The organism is Rhodococcus sp. 05-2255-1e, from assembly GCF_002259025.1.
Lineage (GTDB): Bacteria > Actinomycetota > Actinomycetes > Mycobacteriales > Mycobacteriaceae > Rhodococcoides > Rhodococcoides fascians.
In genome coordinates this window covers 74,562-93,681 of record NZ_NOZE01000033.1, presented here as the reverse complement: position 1 = coordinate 93,681, position 19,120 = coordinate 74,562, and the positions used below count along the sequence as shown (strand labels likewise).

Here is a 19,120-nt window from a genome sequence, read left to right as displayed (position 1 = left end):
GCGAGCCGTCACAGCCGGGAGCCACCCCTCCCCCGCAACGCGTGAATGGACCACTGCACCGTCGAGACGTGTGCAGTGGTCCGTTCACTCAGCGGGGGTCAGGAAGCAGCGGGGGTCAGGAGGTGACCGCGCCCTCTCGGTCCGCGAATACCTTGGCGTATCGGGTCCCCGCGATCAGCAGCAACAAGCCGACTGCAATGAAGGCGATGACGCGGAACAGGCCGTCCAGGGCGACGAGGTCGAACAGGAACAGTTTGGCGATGGAGGCGGCGGTCAGCGAAAGTCCGGCCAGCAGTGCCAGGTGAGCGTGGGCAATACTCCGTAAGCCGAAGGCCAGCAGGGCGAATGCTGCGATCATCCACTCGATCGTGGCGGCGGTGTGCCCGGCGGTGAATCCGGTGGTGTTGCCGCCGATCGAGGTTCCCAGGCTCACTGTGGCCGAGGTGAGGCCGTACAGGGCGAGCACACCGGAGACGATGGCGAGGGTCTGCATTCCGTCGTCAATGAGTTTCAGTTCGGTCAGGACATAGGCGAACGCGAATGCTGTTGCAGCGAGCAGTATTCCGCCGATGATGATGCCCGCGTTCCCGGCAGCGTGATCGGAGTCCAGGAGAGCCTCCGGCGGGGAGATCGAGACGAAGGTCAACGCGCCGATCACACCGAACGCGCTTCCGATCAGGTACGCCAACGACGAGCGAGTGCGGTGGGCCGCGGCGAACAGCGCCAGGGCAACCGCGAACAGCACGACCGGACGCACGTCGACCGTCGTCGATTCGACAGCGGCCTGCAGCATTGCCACGGCACCGATGATCGCGACGGTGATGCGGGCATGCGCCGGCAGCCAGTGCACCAGCAGCACGATCGCCAGTGCCGCGGCCACCAGAACCAACTGCACGGTCACGGTGGTCCACCGATCGAACACGCTCGCCGAGATCAGAAGCGGTAGCGCGGCAAGAGCGGTCATGACGGTGGCTACCACGTCGGAGACGTTGCGGCGCAGCAGTTCCAGAGACATACCCATTCCGGACGCGGCCACCAGGACGACGACGAGAAGCAGTCGATAGTCGGTCGGTTCGGACAGGTCGGTTCCGACCAGCGCAATCAGGACCGTGCTTACGAGGGGAAGGGTTCGGACGATCTGCAGCAGCGGCCAATCACGGCCGATCTGAGCCGGGAAGCTCGCAATGTAGGTGGCGACGAAGAACGCGATCAGGGCCAGGGTCGGACCGTCGGTCAGGACGGGGCCACACGCCGCGACTCCGGCGAGGATCAACACCGCCATCGGCTGCGACTTCCACTGCACTGCGAGAGCTGTTCCCGCAGCGGCAATTCCGAATGCAGCAATCAACCCGATCATCGGATCGAGCCAGCCGTACAGGACGGACGTCGCCAGAACGTCGAGGTACAGACCCGCAATACCCGTAGCGGCCAGAGCAATTCCGCCGACGCGTCCTCCGGAGCGACCGAACACTCGCACGCCGGAACCATCAGTGCGAGGGAGAACACCCCGCCTGCGGCGACGCGCAGAGGCGGCCCGAACCACCCGGCCTGTGCGGCCAGAACCAGCAGCATCACGACGCCGACGAGCGTCACACCTGCGCCCGCAACGGCGAGCAGGCGACTGATGACGCCGTCCCGTTGCCACCACGGCTCACGAGGTGGAACGGGTGGCCGCGGCGCGACCACCGGCCCTCGCAACGGCGGGGCTGCCATGGACCGGCCGACCGCAGGAGGCGGCGTGACCGGAGGTGCCGACACCGGGCCGCGCGCGGCATAGGGCTGCTGCGGTGCAGGCATCTGGGGCGGCGAGAACGTCTGCGGAGGGACGGTCGGCGCAGACGACCGCGGTACCGGCTGTGGCCTGGCGGGAGCCGAAACGGGCACGGAAGTGGGTGCGGTACCGAGCTGCGACTGCAATGTATGCAGGTCGACGGCCACCTGACGCATGTGGTCGCCCAAGGAATCGAAGCGGCTGGACAGGCGCGCGACGAGTTGCGGGTCCAGCCCGGAGTTCTGGGAAGAAGTCATGGGATAGATCCTGCGGGCCGGGCGGCTCGATAGCCTGAGTAGTGCTACTCGGATCCCTCGAGTAGTCCAGCCCGACTATCCGAAAATTTTACGGAACGAGCTACCGAAGGGGTGCTTGACGGTGAGGGAACCGAAGCGGACCTTCCCGGTGAGCACCACGTGCAGCGGTCCGTACGGCGGGCCGGTGCGCACCTTGTTGGTGACGGTACCTGCGACGGCCTCGGCGCCGTTGACGTCGGCGGTGGCTTCCGTCGGGAGGATCACGGTGACGGAGCTGCAGTAGTCGTCGACGTGGATGTCGACGACCTGGCTGACCATGACGGCCTGCGTGAAGTCGAGTGTCACCGACGACAGCCGCGTCACCACGTTCAACCGGCGCGGTACGTTCCACGGGCCTTTGCGGGTGATGGTGGACATGCTGCCGCGCACCGTGTCCGGGGTACCGCCGCCGTGTCCCCAGTGCTCCTGCACGACGCGGCGCGGCGTCGGTTGTGGGGTGGGATCGGCGAAGGGTTTCGGCGACGGGAGGTGCTCGCCGGCGATCTGCATGCCCGGTAGATCGGCGAGTACCGAGTTCAGTTCGCCCCGGGTCTTCGACGCCAGAGCGGTGTCCATTCTTTCGGTGAACTCACCGAGCGACAACATGCCTTGGCCGACTGCTCGTTGCAGCAGCTGCCCGACGTGCTCGCGTTCGGCATCGGACACTCGCAGATCCCTTGCCTCCATGGGCCCAGGGTAGCGAAGTTCTCAGGCGGCGTGCCCGCGGAGAACCGACAACATTCCGTGTACCGATGCGGGCCAGCCGAACTCTTCGGCGCGTACTCTCGCCGCGATCCGGCGTCCGTCGGCCGGAAGTCGAAGCAGCCGTTGGATTTCCGCTGCGAAGCCGTCGGCGGTGTTGATCGAGGATCCACCGCATTGCGGGGTGACGATCTGGGCCAGTGCCGAGGTTTCGGAGACGACGACGGGCGTGCCCGCGGCGAGCGATTCCAATGCCGCGAGGCCGAATGTCTCGTGCGGCCCCGGCGCGAGAGCGATGTCTGCCGAGGCGAGCAGCTCGGCGACGGCCGACCTGCCGTCGACGAAGCCGAGGAAGTCGACGGGCAGCCCGCGGGCGCGTCGTTCCAGGCCCGCTCGTCGGGGGCCGTCGCCGGCGATGACCAACCGAGCCCGCATACCCGAATCGCAGAGCGCGGCAAGCGAATCGATGCTGGTCTCGACATGCTTTTCCACCGACAGTCGGCCGCAGTGGACCAGCAGCCGGTCGGCGCTACCCAGCCATGCCGAGCGCGCGCCGGCTCGGCGTCGTCGGGGATGGAACAGCTCGAGATCGACGCCGAGCGGGACTCGACGAACGTTGGGCGTTCCGATTCGATCGAATTCCTGCTGTGCGAACTCGGTGGTGCAGACGACGGCGTCGTACGACTCGGCAGTGCGTCGGTTGGCCGCGTCGGCGAGGGGCCGGGCGTATCGCATCGGCATCGTCTGAGCCAACAGACGGTCGAGGCGCTCGTGAGAGATCATCACGCTGCGGATGTCGCGACGCGACGCCCACCTGCCCATTCCGCGCAGGGTCAGCCGGTCCGACACTTCGATCACGTCCGGACGTAGACCCGACGCGATCGAGGCCACTCGCCGCGGGTCGGCCACACGGTAGCCGCCGGTGAACGGAACTTTCGGTGCCGGCACCTCGACGCGCGTCACTCCCGACTGCAGCGTCGTCTCACTCCACCGGGCACCCGGCACGATCAGCGTGACGTCGTGACCAGCGGCCACGTAGCCCGATCCCAGCTGATCGACGGCCGTCCGCAGACCGCCGGACCGCGGCCCGTAGAAGTTCGCCAGTTGAACGATGCGCACCTGCTCAGTCTCTCCAGCCGGACGTCCACCCGATGCCCCGGCGGTGGATGGTGACCGAACGTTCGGCGAATATCCGTGTGGAGACGGCTACCAGCGGGTAGGTGAGGGCTATGCGAGTGACACTGCAATCCACCGGAGACGCCCCGGCACCCGAGGTCTGGGAGCGTTACATGGACCCGACGGTCTGGAAGACCTGGGCTCCGCAGATCATGGGCGTCGAATACCGCGGTGAACGCCTCGACTCCGATACCTCCGGCCGAGTGCTGGGGCCGTTGGGGGTGCCGATCGACTTCGAGGTGCACTCGGTGGACGAACACTCGTGGACGTGGGCGTGGTCGGCGTGGTTCCAGAACCGAGCCATCGGCGTGGATCTGACACACGGAGTCGTCTCACGACCCAGTGGAACCAGGGCGTGGATCACCATCGACGGCCCGCTGCCGCTGGTTCTGCCCTACCTGCCGATCGCCAAATTCGCGCTCGGCAGGCTGTGTGCCCAGTAGGGGCTACTCGGACCGGGTGACGGTCTTCTCGTCGCTCTTGTCGGCCACTTCGGTCGGCTCCGGCGTCGGAAGCTCGGACTCCTCGCCCGACCCGTCCAGATGGCCGTCGAATTCGTCGATGGCCTCGGCGCGCTCGTCACCGGTCTGATCCTGGTCGGCGTCGACACCCTTCGTGTGCTCGGCCGGATCGACTGTCGTGTCCACTGCTTCGTTGTCGGTCATGGGGTCAAGAGTGCCCGTCGGGCCGGGTCGCAAACCCCTACAGACCCTTTTCGATGGCGTACCGGGTCAATTCGACGCGGTTGGCCAGCTGCAGTTTTCGCAGTGTCGCCTGCACGTGGTTCTCGACCGTCCGGTGGCTGAGCGTCAAACGGGTCGCAATCTGCTTGGCGCTGAGCCCTTTTGCGACCAGTCTGAGCACCTCGGTCTCGCGCTCGGTCAACGTGGGGCGGGTATCGGACTCCGGCTCCGGCGACGACGACATCCGCCGGAATTCGCCGAGAACCAGACCGGCCAGACCCGGGGTGAACACCGCTTGTCCGGCTGCGGTAGCGCGGACGGCGTCGAACAGTTCCTCCGCCGAGGCACTCTTGACGAGGTAACCCGTCGCACCTGCCTTGATCGCGTCGAGCACGTCACTGCGTTCCGCCGACGCCGAGAGCACCAGAATCGTGGATTTCGGGGACGCGTCGAGCACTGCGACGGTGGCATCGGCACCGTTCCCGTCGGGCAGATGCATGTCCATGAGGACGACGTCGGGAGTGGTCGCTCGGGCGCGGCGTCCGGCCGCGGCTACTCCGTCCGCGGTGGCGACCACCCGAAATCCGGCGGCCTCGAGATCCCGGGCGACGCCGTCACGCCACATGGGGTGATCGTCGACGACCATCACCGCGATCTCGGCATTCGGATTCTCGTCGCCGGTCATCTCGCTCCTCTCGTTCGCGGAACCCGAATTTCCCATTCGGTGCCCTCGCCCTCTCCGGTGTCGAGTATCGCAGTACCGCCGAGAGATTCGACCCGGCCGAGGATGGATTTCGAGACGCCCATCCGGCCCTCGGCCTCGGCGGCGGCGAGCCGTCCGGCGGGTATTCCGAGGCCGTCGTCACGAATGCTCAGGATCAGCTCTCCGTCGACGTCTTCGAGCAGTACGTAGGCCTTCGCATCGGCACCTGCGTGAAGCTCGACGTTGGACAGGGCAGTGGTCACGACGGCAGCGAGTTCCTCGGCGACGTCGGATTCGACGAGCACCGGGTCGGCGGGAGTCGACACCGAGATCGACGTGCCGGCCTGGGTGCGCAGCAGGGCGCGCACGTCGACGATCGATCCGGTGTGATCGTCGCGCGGAGCCGACTGTTCGGAGATCAGTACGCGCAGAGCGACTTCCTGCTCACCGGCGAGCTCCGCGAGTTCGGCTGCCGGCCCGCCTATTTCGAGACCTCGACGGCGGACGAGGGCCAGCACCTGCAGAACCCCGTCGTGCACCTGTCGGGCCAGCCGCTCACGCTCCTCGGTGATCGCGGCCAACCGTGCCGCACTGCGCAATTCCTCGTGGGCGCGCCGGGCGGTGTTCGACGCCAATCCCAACGCGAGCCCGGCCGACAGCAGCACCGGGGCGGTGGCGTCCGACCACAGGTCGGTGTCGAACCGGTCTCGTACCAGGGCACTGACCAACGACATCACCACACCCGAGGCGATACCGCCCTTGGGCCCCAACAGAATTGCGGCGGAGATGACGGCGTTGGTGGCCCACAGGGTGGTGGGCAGGGTCTGGCGGGTGCTGTACCAATCGTAGTCGGCCACCAACCGCGTCGACGCCATCAGGGCGATCACGATGATCTGATCTGCGAGCACCACCTGCCAGCGCGGCAGGGTGGCCCGCGAGAGCAGGAGTGCCGAAGCCCCGGACCATACGGCCATCAGGGCGACCAACGCCCAACTCAGCCGCGGGTTGGTGTAGTTGTCGACGGTCGCAGCCTGATAGCTGACGGCGTACACGAGAGTGACCAGGCGGAAGGCCTGCGAGGCCCGCCACAGCGGGCTGTCGGGATCGGCCGAGTTCAGCGTCGGCCGCACTCGGTCAGTCGTCCGCATCGGTCTTCGGGTCTGCAGTGTTCAGCTCCCCCTTGGCAAGTCGATCGGGCTCGGACGAACCGGGAGGGGTGTCCGGGTCGCTGGGTTCGGCGGAGTACAGCGTGTCGCTGACATCGAGTTCCTCGTACACCTCGTCGGGGTCGTCGGCGAGCAGCGACCGGACGGCGGTGTTGAGCACCGCGACGATCGGGACCGCCAGCAAGCCGCCGACGATGCCCGCGAGCAGAATGCCGACGGTGATGGACAGCACGACGGCCAGTGGGTGCAGCCGAACGGCGCGGCCGAGCAGAAGTGGCTGCAGCACGTGGCCTTCGAGCTGCATGACCGCTATCACGATGCCCAGGGTGATGACGGCGGTGATGAGCCCCTTCGTCACCAGCGCGATGAACACTGCGACGAATCCGGTCAGCACGGCACCGATGATCGGAATGAAGGCACCGATGAACACCAGTGAGGCCAACGGAAGTGCCAGCGGTACACCGAGAATGGCGAGCCCGGCTCCGATGCCCACGGCGTCGGCTGCGGCGACGGCCACCGTCGCGCGAACGTATCCCACGAGCGACCCGAAGCCTTGGATGCCGGCTGTGCGAATCTTCTTGCGCGCCGTCGTCGGTGCGAGCCGGGTGACGAACTGCCAGATCTGATCACCGCCGTACAGGAAGAAGATCAGCGTGAACAGCGTCAGCAACGCCCCGGTCAGAATTTCGCCGATCACCGTCGCCGTGGTCAACGCCCCACTGGTGACGGCCTCCTGGTTGTCCTGGATGACCTTGACCAGATTGTCGGTCGCCTGCCGAATCTGGTCTTCGCTGATGTGCAGCGGCCCGTTGCTGAGCCACTCCTCGACGCTGTTGATCGATTGGGTGAACTGATCGCCCACCTGCGGCAGCCCCTCGATGAACTGCTCGACGATGAACGTCATGATTCCGGCGACGACGCCGATGCTGGCGATGATCACGATGATCACCGCAGCGACACGCGGCACTCCTCGACGCTGCATCCAATCGACGATCGGCACCAGCAGAGCGGCCGCCAGCAGCGCCAGACCCAGCGGGATGACCACCGTGCTCAGTTTGGCGATCACATACGCAAAAGTGATGAATCCGGCAAACAGGACCAGCAGTCGCCACGTCCATTCCGCCCCAACCCGTACCAGCGGATGCACCGAATCTGCGGCCGAAGTGAGGCGCGGGGACGCCCCCGTACCTTGCGCCCGCAACTCGTCGGTGCTCACCCGCTAAATTTAACCTGTGCTGGCATCTTTCCGAGCGGTCTCGCTCACCCTGAAGAGTCGCTGGCCGCTCTATATGCTCTCGATGCTCATCGCCAATGTGTTCGGTGCCGTGCTCGTATTCGCCTTCGTTCGCTACGGTCTGCCCATTCCGGAGTCGCAATCGATCGTCGCCGACCGCGTCCGCAACGTGTACATCTTCGGGGCATACCTCGGTGTGGCGCTCGTGGTCAGCCTGATCTACGCGTACACACTGCTGCGCTCGGTCATCAGGTGGCAGCTCCGCGGCGGCCCGCCCACCCGCAAGGAACAGATGACGACGCTGCACGCGCCGCTGCGTCAGGCCATCGTGCACCTGATTCTGTGGATCATCGGCGGCATCATCTTCGTGCTGCTGACCATCGCGGAGATGCCGTCGCTGTCCATCGCCGTCATCGTCACCGTCGGCATGGCCGCCACCGTCACCTTCGGTTTCACCTACATGCTCGGCGAACGCATTCTGCGCCCGGTCGCAGCACTGGCACTGAGCGAAGGCCGCTTCGACCGCACGATGACGCCCGGCGTCGGTACCCGCATGGCCATGACGTGGGGCCTGGGCACGTTGATGCCCGTCATCGGCATCATCTTGCTGTGTGCCACCCAGCTGACGACCGACCTGGTGTTCTCGCCGAACGCACTGGCCGTGGCCATCATCCTGCTCAGCGTGCTGGCCATCGTGCAGGCCTTCGTCCTGTCGATGCTCACGGCGAGCCAGATCTCCGACCCGATCAGCCAACTGCACAACGCCATCGAACGCGTGCAGCGCGGCGAGACCGACGTCGAGGTCGACGTGTTCGACGGCAGCGAGATCGGTCGCCTCCAGGTCGGCTTCAACCGCATGATGGAGGAATCCGCCGAGCGACGCGTCCTGCGTCAGCTGTTCGGCCAGCACGTCGGCGAGGACGTGGCGCGTCGAGCACTGCAGTTCGGTACCGAGCTGGGTGGCGAGACACGATTCGTCGCCGTGCTGTTCGTCGACATGGTCGGATCCACCGCCACCGCGTCGGAACGCCCGCCGAGTGAGGTCGTGGTGTTGCTCAACGAGTTCTTCCGGGTGGTCGTCGACGTCGTCGGACGCCACCACGGCTTCGTCAACAAATTCATGGGCGACGCGGCGCTGGCGATCTTCGGGGCACCACTCGACCGTCCCGACGCTCCCACCGCGGCCTTGGCCGCGGCGCGTGAACTGCGTTTCGCTCTGGACGAGATCACCGGACTCGACATCGGCATCGGGGTGTCGGCGGGACTGGCCGTCGCCGGCAACATCGGCGCGTCCGAGCGCTTCGAGTACACGGTCATCGGAGACCCGGTCAACGAGGCGTCGCGGCTCACCGAACTGGCGAAACTGCGGCCCGGACGCGTTCTGGCATCCACCTCGGCCCTGTACTTCGCCGACGACGAGGAGCAGGAACAGTGGGAGTTGGGCGACCAGGTGCAACTGCGTGGCCGACGACGGGCAACCCACCTGGCCTGGCCGGTGGAGTATCCCGACTCCCCCTCGAGTGACGGTTAGTCTGACAGGATGCCCGACCCCAGCTCGACCAGCGGACCCGCAGCGCGGCGCCCGCGAAACCGGCTGAGATGGGTCAAGTGGATCGCCGCAATTGCCCTGGTCGCTCTGCTGGTGGGCGAGGCAATCTACCTGTGGCCACGGCTGCACGAATCCTGGACAGCAGTACGAGAAATCCATTGGGGCTGGCTGGCTGCGTGCGTATTTGCCCAAGCCGTGTCGCTCAGCGCGTTCGGCCGAGTCCAGAAGCAGCTGCTCGACGCGGGCGGCGTGCAGGTGCGGCAACGCAAGTCCGTGGCCGTCATCTACGGCAGCACCGCAATGTCGCTCACTCTGCCCGCCGGCCAGGTGTTCTCGACGGCCTTCACCTACCGCGAGACCCGACGCTGGGGTGCGAGTCCGGTTGTCGCCTCGTGGCAGCTCGCCATCTCCGGCGTCATCGCCGCGGCCGGGTTGGCGGTGCTCGGCGTTGCCGGCGGACTGGTTGTCGGTAGTTCGTTCAATACCTTCACCGTGGTGCTCCCGATCATCGGCGTCATCGCGATCGTGGCCGCTGTCCGATACATCTCGAACCACCCGGAATCCATCAAACAGTTCGCCCGCTGGGGTCTGCGCAAGTACAACGCGTTCCGCAACCACGATCTCGACGCCGGAGCCGAGGCCATCGACAAGGTCATCGGCCAGATCCAATCCGTACAGCTCGGCAAACGGGACGGCGCGCTCACACTGTCCTGGTCGGCCGTGCACCGGCTCGCGGACGTCGCGTGCCTGGCGTTCGCATGTTTCGCCGTCGGCGCAGATCCACGGCTGTCCGGGCTGTTCATCGCATTCGCGGCGGGCAAGGCCGTCGGATCCGTCCCGCTCGCACCCGGTGGCCTGGTGGTCGTCGACGCCACCCTCATCGCGTTCCTGACCAGCGCCGCGTCCATCACCGCATCTCAGGCAGTGGCGTCGGCCCTGGTCTATCGCGGGGTCAGCTTCATCTTGGTCGCCATCGTCGGGTGGATCGTGTTCCTCGTCCTGTTCCGTAAGCACCAGCACGCCGATCTCGAATTCGACATCGCCCTCGAGCGGCAGGAGACCTCCGATCTCGGCCGAGCCGCCGAGCACGATCGCGACTCCAAAGGCGATCCGGAGACCGCGTAGCCCCGTGCCGTTCGGTATGGCATCCGTCACTTTTCGTTCACCCGGAATATATACGGACCCCGGTCCGCTTGTGTACTATGAGTTTGAAACTTCAACCCAACAAGGAGTCCTCATGACCACCGCCATCGCGCTTCCCGAGCTCACCGCAGGCACCTGGGCCATCGATCCCACCCACTCCACCGTCGGATTCACCGTCCGCCACCTGGTGGTCAGCAAGGTCCGCGGCCGTTTCCAGAACTTCAGCGGCACCGTCACCGTCGCCGCCGACGGCACCCCGTCCGTCGACGCCCAGATCGACGTCACCTCGATCACCACCGACAACGAGCAGCGCGACGGCCACCTCAAGACCGCCGACTTCTTCGAGGTCGAGAAGTTCCCGACCGCGACGTTCAAGTCCACCTCGGTCAAGGCCGACGGCGGAGACTTCGTCGTCACCGGAGACTTCACCCTCCACGGCGTCACCAAGTCCATCGACCTCAAGCTCGAGTTCAACGGCGTCAACGCCGGCATGGGCAACGGACCGGTCGCAGGCTTCGAAGCCAGCACCACCATCAACCGCAAGGACTTCGGCATCAGCATCGACATGCCCCTCGAAGGCGGCGGCGCAGTCGTCGGCGACAAGATCGCACTGAACCTCGACATCGAGGCCGGCCTCCAGGCGTAAGTTTCACCCCCGCCTCCCGCCCCCCCAGGTCCGGATCAATGTGGGTTTCAGTCGGTTGGACTGCAACAAAGGCGCATTGATCCGGAAGGGGAGGGGTGATCCGGACCTGGGGGGGCGGGATCCAGTGGCATCGAACGGCCCGCACCTGCACTCGTAGGCGCGGGCCGTTCGCATCGGTGTCCTACAGTGGGCCCGTGAAGTTTCGTTCCCCGGCCGTCGCTGCCGTCCTCGATCTCGTCATGATCGTGCTGTTCGCCGCGATCGGCCGTCGCAGTCACGACGAAGCCACCGCGCTGTCCGGCCTGTTCCACACCGCGTGGCCGTTCGTCGTCGGTGCCGCTATCGGCTGGATCGCGACGTTCGCTCTGTACCGCAACAAGTTCGACGCGTTCCTCGTTGTTCCGACGGGCATTCTGGTGTGGGTCACCACGGTCGTCGGAGGCATGATCCTGCGCACGGCGACAGGTCAGGGAACCGCAACCGCGTTCATCGTCGTTGCGACGATCTCCACCGCGGTTCTGCTGCTCGGCTGGCGCGCGATCGCCAGATTCATTCCCTCGGTTCGGTGACAGGGACCTTTTCGCGATAGGATCATTCACGGTGCGCCGGGAAGTCTGGTCGGCAATTGTTCTGTGCTGCGCACATGTCCGTCGACTCGGCGGACGCGCTCAGCACGACGTTGCTACCGAAAGGCGTTGTTCCCGTGTCTGATTCACCGATTCCCAAAGAGAGATTGCCGCTGTTCTCTCGCGGTTCCTGGTCCGAGGCCGACCGCATCGCACAGGTCTTGCGCAAAGAGACCGTCGGCGGCGCATTGCTTCTCGTTGCCACCGTGGTCGCGCTCGTGTGGGCCAACTCACCGTGGTCCGCCGCCTACGACTCATTGATGAGCACTCGCGTCGGGCCGTCGGCTCTGCATCTCGATCTGACTCTGTCGACGTGGGCCGCCGATGGGCTGTTGGCCATCTTCTTCTTCGTCGTCGGGCTCGAACTCAAACGCGAGTTCGTTGCCGGTGATCTGCGCGATCCGGCACGCGCCGCACTGCCGGTGGCCGCTGCTGTCGGCGGAATGGTAGTTCCCGCAGTCATTTTCGTGCTGTTCAACCTCGGCACCGGGGATGGCGCTCTGCTCGGCTGGGCCATTCCCACCGCGACCGATATCGCGTTCGCGGTGGCCGTTCTCGCCGTGATCAGCACGCATCTGCCGACAGCGCTGCGAACCTTCCTGCTGACTCTGGCCGTGGTCGACGACCTTTTGGCCGTCAGCGTCATCGCGATCTTCTACACCGATGACATCAACTTCATCGCCCTCGGCCTGACGCTGATCCCGCTCGCGCTGTTTGCGGTCGCCGTGCAGATGCGCGTCCGCTCGTGGTGGGTGCTCATCCCCCTGGCCGTGGTGACGTGGGTGCTCATGCACGAGTCGGGTGTCCACGCCACCGTCGCAGGCGTTTTGCTCGGCTTCGCCGTCCCGGTGATCCGGAGCAAGGCGAACGGCGGCCCCGATGCGGGCCCCGGTCTCGCCGAGCATTTCGAGCACAAGATCCGGCCGATCTCCGCGGGTATCGCTGTGCCGCTGTTCGCCTTCTGTGCAGCCGGTGTGACTGTCGGCGGCTTCTCCGGCCTGGCCAGCGCCCTGACCGACCCGATTGCCATCGGCATCATTGCCGGCCTCGTCATCGGCAAGGCCATCGGCATCTTCGGCACCACCTACCTGGTCTCACGCTTCACCCGGGCCACGTTGGACGCCGGCTTGAAATGGCTCGACGTCTTCGGCGTCGCGATGCTCGCCGGTATCGGTTTCACGGTGTCGCTGCTGATTGGCGATCTGGCATTCGGTGAAGGAACAGAGCGCGACGACCACGTGAAGGTCGGTGTGCTGACCGGTTCGATCATCGCCGCAACCATCGCGTCGATCATTCTGCGTACCCGCAACAAGGCGTACCGCGACTTCTACATCGAAGAGACACGCGACGACGACCACGACGGAATTCCGGACGTGTATCAGCAGAAGAAGTAGACCGCGGCCGACATCTGGTCTGTTGCCACTGGTGTAGGGCCTCTACAGTTGTCGCCGTGATCGACATCCGGGTCCAGGCATGACCGACCCACAGCCGCTGGCCCGTCGACTGGGCCTTGTCGATGCAGTCGTCATCGGTGTCGGCTCGATGGTCGGGGCGGGGGTGTTCGCGTCGTTCGCTCCCGCGTCGGCCGCAGCGGGTGCCGGCTTGCTGATCGGCCTCGCCATCGCGGCTGTCGTCGCGTTCTGCAACGCGACGTCGTCCGCGCAACTCGCCGCCCAGTATCCGACGTCGGGCGGGACGTACATCTACGGTCGTGAACAACTCGGTGAGTGGCCCGGCTTCCTCGCCGGCTGGACCTTCGTCATCGGCAAGACCGCAAGCTCGGCGGCCATGGCGATGGTGTTCGCGGCCTACGTCGCCCCTTCCGGCTATACGAAAGTCGTTGCGATTCTTGCCATTGTCGCGTTGACGGTGGTGAACTACTTCGGCATCACTCGCACGGCGCTCCTGACGAAGATCCTCGTCACCGCGGTGCTCGCCATCCTCGTCGTCGGGGTGGTTCTGGGCTTCGCCGGCTCGCCGGGCAACGGCATCGGCGCTTCGGGATCCCTCACCGGGGACGGCTGGTACGGAATTCTGCAGTCCGCGGGATTGCTGTTCTTCGCCTTCGCCGGCTACGCGCGCATCGCCACCCTCGGCGAGGAAGTGGTGCGGCCCGAGCGCACCATTCCACGGGCCATCGTCTCTGCACTCGGCATCGCGTTGCTGATCTATGCAGCGGTTGCCGTGACATTGTTGACGGTATTGGGCCCGGACCTGCTGGCCTCGTCGTCGGCTCCGCTGGTCGATCTCGTTGTGACGTCCGGGTATTCGTGGGCATCACCCGTCATGCGCATCGGTGCCGGACTGGCCGCGCTCGGAGCGTTACTGGCCTTGATCGCCGGTATCGGACGCACGTCGTTGGCGATGGCCCGCCACCATGATCTGCCGTCGTATCTGACCGCGGTCCACCCTCGCTACTCGGTGCCGCACCGGGCCGAGATCACTCTGGCGGCGATCGTCGGTGCCGCAATTCTCGTCGTGGATCTTCGTGACGCCATCGGCTTCTCGTCCTTCGGGGTGCTGCTGTACTACCTCGTCGCCAACGTCAGCGCGTACACCCAGGGCACCGAACACCGACGCTATCCGCGCCCCCTGCAGGCGCTCGGAGCGCTCGGGTGCCTGGTTCTCATTGCCACGCTGCCCTTGTCGTCGATCGCGATCGGCACCGTTGTCGTACTGCTCGGCGTCCTCTACCGTCTGGTCCGGGTTCAGCGACTGTTCACTTGACGGCTGATTCGACAAGGGTCAATATAGACCAATGTCGAATCAGGACCTGACCTCCTCGGCCGGCGCATGCTGTTCGCCGCTCGTCCACGAACCGCTGACCGTGGACTGGGCCGGGGATCTGGCCCGCATGTTCAAGGCGTTGGGCGATCCTGTGCGCCTGCGGTTGCTCAGCCTCGTCGCCAGTCATGCCGGCGGCGAAGCGTGCGTGTGTGACATATCCCCTGCTTTCGACCTGTCGCAACCGACGATCTCCCACCACCTCAAGGTGCTCCGCGAAGCCGGGCTGCTCGACTGTGAGCGACGCGGAACCTGGGTGTACTACTGGGTCGTTCCAGCTGCCTTGCAACAACTGTCGTCGGTACTCACCGCAGCGGACCCCACGGTGGTCACGGTATGAGCACCACCACGGACACCGCCGTCGTCGGCAAACTCTCCACGCTCGATCGGTTCCTCCCGGTGTGGATCGGTGTCGCCATGGTCGTCGGCCTGATCCTGGGACGCATGATCCCCGAGCTGAACGACGCGTTGTCCTCCATCTCCGTCGACGGGGTGTCGCTGCCGATCGCCGTCGGCCTGCTCGTCATGATGTATCCGGTACTGGCCAAGGTCCGCTACGACCGCCTCGACACCGTCACCGGGGACAGGCGACTGCTGATCGGATCGCTCGTTCTCAACTGGATCCTCGGACCGGCGCTGATGTTCGCTCTCGCATGGCTTTTCCTGCCGGACCTGCCCGAGTACCGGACCGGCCTGATCATCGTCGGCCTCGCTCGATGCATCGCGATGGTCATCATCTGGAACGACCTCGCCTGCGGAGACCGTGAGGCCGCGGCCGTGCTCGTGGCGATCAACTCGGTGTTCCAGGTCTTCATGTTCGCCGTCCTCGGATGGTTCTACCTCTCGGTACTGCCCGGCTGGCTCGGCCTGGAGCAGACCACGATCGAAGCGTCGCCGTGGCAGATCGCGAAATCGGTGCTGATCTTCCTCGGAATCCCGCTGATAGCCGGATTTGCATCGCGCTTCTTCGGTGAACGCGCCAAGGGCCGCACATGGTACGAGGAGAAGTTCATCCCGAGGATCGCCCCGTGGGCTCTCTACGGGCTGTTGTTCACCATCGTCGTTCTCTTTGCGCTACAGGGTGATCGGATCACGTCACAGCCCTGGGACGTGGTGCGCATCGCGCTGCCCCTGCTGGTCTACTTCGCGGTGATGTGGGGCGGCGGTTACGCACTCGGGGCCGCCATGGGCCTGGGCTACGAACGCACTACCACCCTCGCATTCACCGCTGCGGGCAACAACTTCGAGCTCGCCATCGCCGTCGCCATCGCCACCTACGGCGCAACGTCCGGGCAGGCGCTCGCCGGAGTCGTCGGTCCGCTCATCGAGGTGCCGGTCCTGGTCGGCCTCGTCTATGTCTCCCTCGCCTTGCGGAAGCGGTTCTCCCCCAGCCTTTCCACGACCACGTCATCGAAGGATTCCTGATGTCCGAGACACCCAGCGTGCTGTTCGTCTGCGTCCACAACGCCGGCCGCTCTCAGATGGCCGCCGGATTTCTGACTCATCTTGCCGGCGATACCGTCGAGGTACGTTCTGCCGGTAGCGCTCCCGCGGACACCATCAACTCGGCAGCGGTGGAGGCCATGGCCGAGGTCGGTATCGACATCTCGTCGCAGTCGCCGAAGATCCTGACCACCGAGGCCGTCGAGACGTCCGACGTCGTCATCACCATGGGCTGTGGCGACGCGTGCCCGGTGTTCCCTGGCGTGAGCTACCGCGACTGGGCACTGGCCGATCCGGCAGGAAAAGGCGTCGAGGCAGTGCGCCCGATTCGCGACGAGATCAAGCGTCGGATCGAAGACCTGATCGCCGAACTGGTTCCAGCGAAGCAGAGTTCGGCATCATGACGACACCCAGCGTGCTGTTCGTCTGCGTCAAGAACGGCGGCAAATCACAGATGGCGGCCGGCCTGATGCGCAAGACGGTCGGCAATTCGGTCGAAGTGCACTCTGCCGGAACCGAACCCGGTAGCGCAGTCAACGCACTGTCCGCCGAGGCACTCCTCGAAGTCGGCGTCGATCTGTCGGGTGAAGTACCGAAACCGATCGACCCCGCTCTGCTCGCCCGGATGGACTACGTCGTCACCCTCGGCGGTGAGGCCAAGGTAGACGTGGTCGACGGCCCCGGATTCGAGAACTGGGACACCGACGAACCGTCCGAACGCGGTATCGACGGCATCGAGCGAATGCGTCTGGTGCGTGACGACATCGCAGGCCGCGTCGGAGAACTGGCATCCCGATTGCGCAGCGCGGAAACCTGATCCGAATGAACACCGAGGTGGTGGTGATCGGCGGCGGTCAAGCAGGACTGGCCGCCGGCTACTACCTGCGACGAGCCGGGCTGGACTTCGTCATCCTCGACAACCAGACGCACGCCGGCGGTTCCTGGCAGGACTACTGGCCGTCGCTACATCTGTTCTCGCCAACCGAGTACTCGCGACTACCCGGTTGGCCGATGCCGCCGTGGCACAGTGGTTTTCCTCCGGCATCGCATGTGGTGGACTATCTGCGGGCGTACGAGAAGAAGTACGACTTGCCGGTGCACAGGCCCGTCGACGTGAAGTCCGTGCATAGTACGACCGAGGGCTATCGAGTCGACACCGACGGCGAGTCGTACGGTGCCGCAGCAGTCGTCAGTGCGACGGGAACGTGGTCTCGGCCGTTCTGGCCGAGCTACCCGGGTATGCGTGATTTCGGGGGCACGCAACTGCATGCCGCCGACTACCGAACGCCGGATCAGTTCGTGGGCAAGCGAGTAGGAATTGTCGGCGGCGGAAACTCGGCGGCTCAGATACTCGCCGAGATCTCCACGGTCGCGCAGACCCTGTGGTTCACCAACCGCGAGCCGAGGTTTCTGCCCGACGACGTCGACGGTCGGGTGCTGTTCGATGTGGCCAGCGATCGGTCCCGCACTCTGGCGGCAGGCGGGCCCGATACCGGAGGGGTCGCCGGTCTGGGCGACATCGTCATGGTCCCGCCGGTGCGGGAGGCCAGGGATCGCGGAGTGCTGCACGCCCGGCCGATGTTCACCGCGATCACCACCGACGGTGTCACCGACGGACAAACGACGGAGAAACTGGATGTAATCCTCTTATGCACAGGATTCCGACCCGCACTGCGGCATCTGCAGCCGCTGCATTTGCACACCGAAGGATCGGGAATCATGTTGGACGGCAATCACGTCCGCGGTGAACCGACGCTGGTGTTCCTGGGCTACGGCGACTGGACCGGCCCGGCCTCGGCGACGCTCATCGGCGTCGGCCGGACCGCACGCGCAGCAGTGGACACTCTCGTTCGACGAGGAAAGGTAGATCAGTCATGAACGAATACCCCGTAGTGGTGGTCGGCGCAGGCCCCATCGGTCTCGCTGCCGCGGCGCACCTGACCGAAACCGGTTCTGCCGTCATCGTTCTCGAACGTGGACCATTGGCCGGATCGGCAGTGTCCGAATGGAATCACGTGCGGCTGTTCTCTCCGTGGTCCGAGATCGTCGACCCGGCTGCCGCCCGACTGCTCGAACCCACCGGTTGGACTCCGCCGGACGGCGACACCTACGCCACCGGACGCGAATGGGTGGAGCACTATCTCGCGCCCCTCGCTGCTGTGCTCGGCGATACCGTCCGAGTCGACTCCGAAGTGGTCGGCGTCGCCCGCCGGGGACGCGACCGCGTCGTCGACGCCGGACGCGACACCGAACCACTGTCGGTGCATGTTCGCCACTCCGACGGCAGCGAGGAACGCATCCTCGCTCGCGCCGTGGTCGACGCGTCGGGCACCTGGGGATCGCCGAATCCGTTGGGAAGCGAGGGACTTCCGGCCATCGGCGAGAAGGCCGCCGCCGACCGCATCGACTACCGAGTCCCCGATCTGGCCGATCCGGCGATTCGCTCCCAGTTCGCGGGCAAGCACACCGTCATCGCCGGTAGCGGCCACTCCGCGCTGACCGCCATCATCACCTTCGCAGAGCTCGCCGCCGACGAGCCCGGCACGACGCTCACCTGGGCCGTGCGTCGAGGCGTCACCGCGGAGGTCTTCGGCGGCGGTGCGGCCGACGAACTCGCGGCGCGAGGCGCACTCGGCCAGCGCGCGAAGAAGGCCGTCGACGACGGTTACCTCACCGTGGTCTCCGGATTTCGCACCGAAGCCGTTGCTGTGCAGGGTGATCGGCTCGCCCTCGTGGGCGACGGCGGCACCCGTATCGAGAACGTCGACCGCGTCGTCGCACTGACCGGGTTCCGTCCGGATCTTTCGTGGTTGTCCGAAGTGCGCCTCGATCTCGATCCCACTCTGCAGGCACCGAAGTTCGTCGCCGAACTGGTGGATCCGAACATCCACTCCTGCGGCTCGGTGTCACCACACGGAGTCGAGGAGCTCACTCAGCCCGAGCCCGGCCTGTACCTGGTTGGCATGAAGAGCTACGGCCGCGCGCCGACATTCCTGGCGATGACCGGATACGAGCAGGTGCGCAGCATCGCCGCCGAACTGGCAGGCGATCACGAGGGCGCGCGAAAAGTGGAGCTGTCGTTGCCCGACACGGGCGTCTGCGGTGGGGCCGGCCTGTTCGACGAGCCCGACGCCCCCACGACCGGTGGATGCTGCGGTGCCCCGGCGGCTCCGGAAGCTGAGGCACAACTGATCTGAG

The 19,120-nt window shown here is 65.8% G+C and carries 21 protein-coding genes; 13 read left to right on the top strand and 8 right to left on the bottom strand.

Annotated features, from left to right (window positions below; all coding sequences use genetic code 11):
* Positions 1–115: 115 nt before the first annotated feature.
* The 4 genes from CH262_RS19415 to CH262_RS19405 all read right to left on the bottom strand — a co-directional run bounded on the left by CH262_RS19415 (position 116) and on the right by CH262_RS19405 (position 3,888).
* Positions 116–1,471 carry a DUF2339 domain-containing protein gene (locus tag CH262_RS19415; protein ID WP_306436796.1) on the bottom strand — a complete coding sequence of 452 codons (1,356 nt, stop codon included), beginning with the start codon at positions 1,469–1,471 and terminating at the stop codon, positions 116–118.
* Entirely contained in the window at positions 1,354–2,028 is a 675-nt protein-coding gene (locus CH262_RS28355; RefSeq protein WP_306436789.1) for a hypothetical protein, read from the bottom strand. The genes CH262_RS19415 and CH262_RS28355 overlap by 118 nt, the downstream gene beginning before the upstream one ends.
* Positions 2,029–2,103: 75 nt before the next feature.
* Complete coding sequence (locus CH262_RS19410; protein WP_032367103.1) at positions 2,104–2,754, bottom strand: DUF1707 SHOCT-like domain-containing protein; 651 nt, start codon at positions 2,752–2,754, stop codon at positions 2,104–2,106.
* A 21-nt stretch (positions 2,755–2,775) separates the two neighbouring features.
* The gene (locus CH262_RS19405) at positions 2,776–3,888 is read right to left on the bottom strand and encodes a glycosyltransferase (RefSeq protein WP_094718203.1); all 1,113 of its coding nucleotides are present in this window, start codon (positions 3,886–3,888) and stop codon (positions 2,776–2,778) included.
* A 110-nt stretch (positions 3,889–3,998) separates the two neighbouring features.
* Here CH262_RS19405 and CH262_RS19400 point away from each other — a divergent pair, with 110 nt between their 5' ends.
* Complete coding sequence (locus CH262_RS19400) at positions 3,999–4,388, top strand: hypothetical protein (RefSeq protein ID WP_027495362.1); 390 nt, start codon at positions 3,999–4,001, stop codon at positions 4,386–4,388.
* A 3-nt stretch (positions 4,389–4,391) separates the two neighbouring features.
* Here CH262_RS19400 and CH262_RS19395 read toward each other — a convergent pair whose 3' ends face one another.
* Genes CH262_RS19395 through CH262_RS19380 form a run of 4 tightly spaced genes read right to left on the bottom strand, consistent with a single transcriptional unit; the run spans position 4,392 to position 7,713 of the window.
* On the bottom strand, positions 4,392–4,610 hold the full coding sequence (locus CH262_RS19395; RefSeq protein ID WP_032367104.1) for a hypothetical protein: 219 nt from the start codon (positions 4,608–4,610) through the stop codon (positions 4,392–4,394).
* A gap of 37 nt (positions 4,611–4,647) precedes the next feature.
* Positions 4,648–5,274 carry a response regulator gene (locus CH262_RS19390; protein WP_027495360.1) on the bottom strand — a complete coding sequence of 209 codons (627 nt, stop codon included), beginning with the start codon at positions 5,272–5,274 and terminating at the stop codon, positions 4,648–4,650.
* Between the two features lie 35 nt (positions 5,275–5,309).
* Positions 5,310–6,479 (bottom strand): MacS family sensor histidine kinase, encoded by a 1,170-nt coding sequence (gene macS / locus CH262_RS19385; protein WP_094718202.1) that lies wholly within the window; start codon positions 6,477–6,479, stop codon positions 5,310–5,312.
* Entirely contained in the window at positions 6,466–7,713 is a 1,248-nt protein-coding gene (locus CH262_RS19380) for an AI-2E family transporter (RefSeq protein WP_373453792.1), read from the bottom strand. The genes macS and CH262_RS19380 overlap by 14 nt, the downstream gene beginning before the upstream one ends.
* A 73-nt stretch (positions 7,714–7,786) precedes the next feature.
* Here CH262_RS19380 and CH262_RS19375 point away from each other — a divergent pair, with 73 nt between their 5' ends.
* The 12 genes from CH262_RS19375 (at position 7,787) to CH262_RS19320 (ending at position 19,119) form a co-directional block, all read left to right on the top strand.
* Positions 7,787–9,262: an adenylate/guanylate cyclase domain-containing protein gene (locus CH262_RS19375; protein ID WP_027495358.1), complete on the top strand. Its 1,476-nt coding sequence runs from the start codon at positions 7,787–7,789 to the stop codon at positions 9,260–9,262.
* 9 nt (positions 9,263–9,271) lie between these two features.
* A complete protein-coding gene (locus CH262_RS19370; protein WP_032367107.1) occupies positions 9,272–10,405 on the top strand; it encodes a lysylphosphatidylglycerol synthase transmembrane domain-containing protein in 1,134 nt (377 codons plus the stop codon).
* A gap of 112 nt (positions 10,406–10,517) precedes the next feature.
* Positions 10,518–11,069: a YceI family protein gene (locus tag CH262_RS19365; protein ID WP_094718201.1), complete on the top strand. Its 552-nt coding sequence runs from the start codon at positions 10,518–10,520 to the stop codon at positions 11,067–11,069.
* 194 nt (positions 11,070–11,263) lie between these two features.
* A complete protein-coding gene (locus CH262_RS19360; protein ID WP_094718200.1) occupies positions 11,264–11,638 on the top strand; it encodes a DUF3054 domain-containing protein in 375 nt (124 codons plus the stop codon).
* 134 nt (positions 11,639–11,772) lie between these two features.
* Complete coding sequence (nhaA, locus tag CH262_RS19355) at positions 11,773–13,089, top strand: Na+/H+ antiporter NhaA (RefSeq protein WP_027495354.1); 1,317 nt, start codon at positions 11,773–11,775, stop codon at positions 13,087–13,089.
* 79 nt (positions 13,090–13,168) lie between these two features.
* Positions 13,169–14,422 (top strand): APC family permease, encoded by a 1,254-nt coding sequence (locus CH262_RS19350; RefSeq protein WP_094718199.1) that lies wholly within the window; start codon positions 13,169–13,171, stop codon positions 14,420–14,422.
* Between the two features lie 31 nt (positions 14,423–14,453).
* Positions 14,454–14,819, top strand: coding sequence for an ArsR/SmtB family transcription factor (locus CH262_RS19345; protein WP_027495352.1), 366 nt, complete (start codon positions 14,454–14,456; stop codon positions 14,817–14,819).
* Positions 14,816–15,904: an ACR3 family arsenite efflux transporter gene (gene arsB, locus CH262_RS19340; protein WP_032374798.1), complete on the top strand. Its 1,089-nt coding sequence runs from the start codon at positions 14,816–14,818 to the stop codon at positions 15,902–15,904. Before CH262_RS19345 ends, arsB begins: the two co-directional genes overlap by 4 nt.
* On the top strand, positions 15,904–16,326 hold the full coding sequence (locus CH262_RS19335; RefSeq protein ID WP_032383195.1) for an arsenate reductase ArsC: 423 nt from the start codon (positions 15,904–15,906) through the stop codon (positions 16,324–16,326). The genes arsB and CH262_RS19335 overlap by 1 nt, the downstream gene beginning before the upstream one ends.
* Positions 16,323–16,739 carry an arsenate-mycothiol transferase ArsC gene (locus CH262_RS19330; protein ID WP_048317869.1) on the top strand — a complete coding sequence of 139 codons (417 nt, stop codon included), beginning with the start codon at positions 16,323–16,325 and terminating at the stop codon, positions 16,737–16,739. The genes CH262_RS19335 and CH262_RS19330 overlap by 4 nt, the downstream gene beginning before the upstream one ends.
* Before the next feature lie 5 nt (positions 16,740–16,744).
* The gene (locus tag CH262_RS19325; protein ID WP_094718198.1) at positions 16,745–17,800 is read left to right on the top strand and encodes an ArsO family NAD(P)H-dependent flavin-containing monooxygenase; all 1,056 of its coding nucleotides are present in this window, start codon (positions 16,745–16,747) and stop codon (positions 17,798–17,800) included.
* Positions 17,797–19,119 carry an FAD-dependent oxidoreductase gene (locus CH262_RS19320; protein WP_094718197.1) on the top strand — a complete coding sequence of 441 codons (1,323 nt, stop codon included), beginning with the start codon at positions 17,797–17,799 and terminating at the stop codon, positions 19,117–19,119. Before CH262_RS19325 ends, CH262_RS19320 begins: the two co-directional genes overlap by 4 nt.
* Position 19,120: the final 1 nt, after the last annotated feature.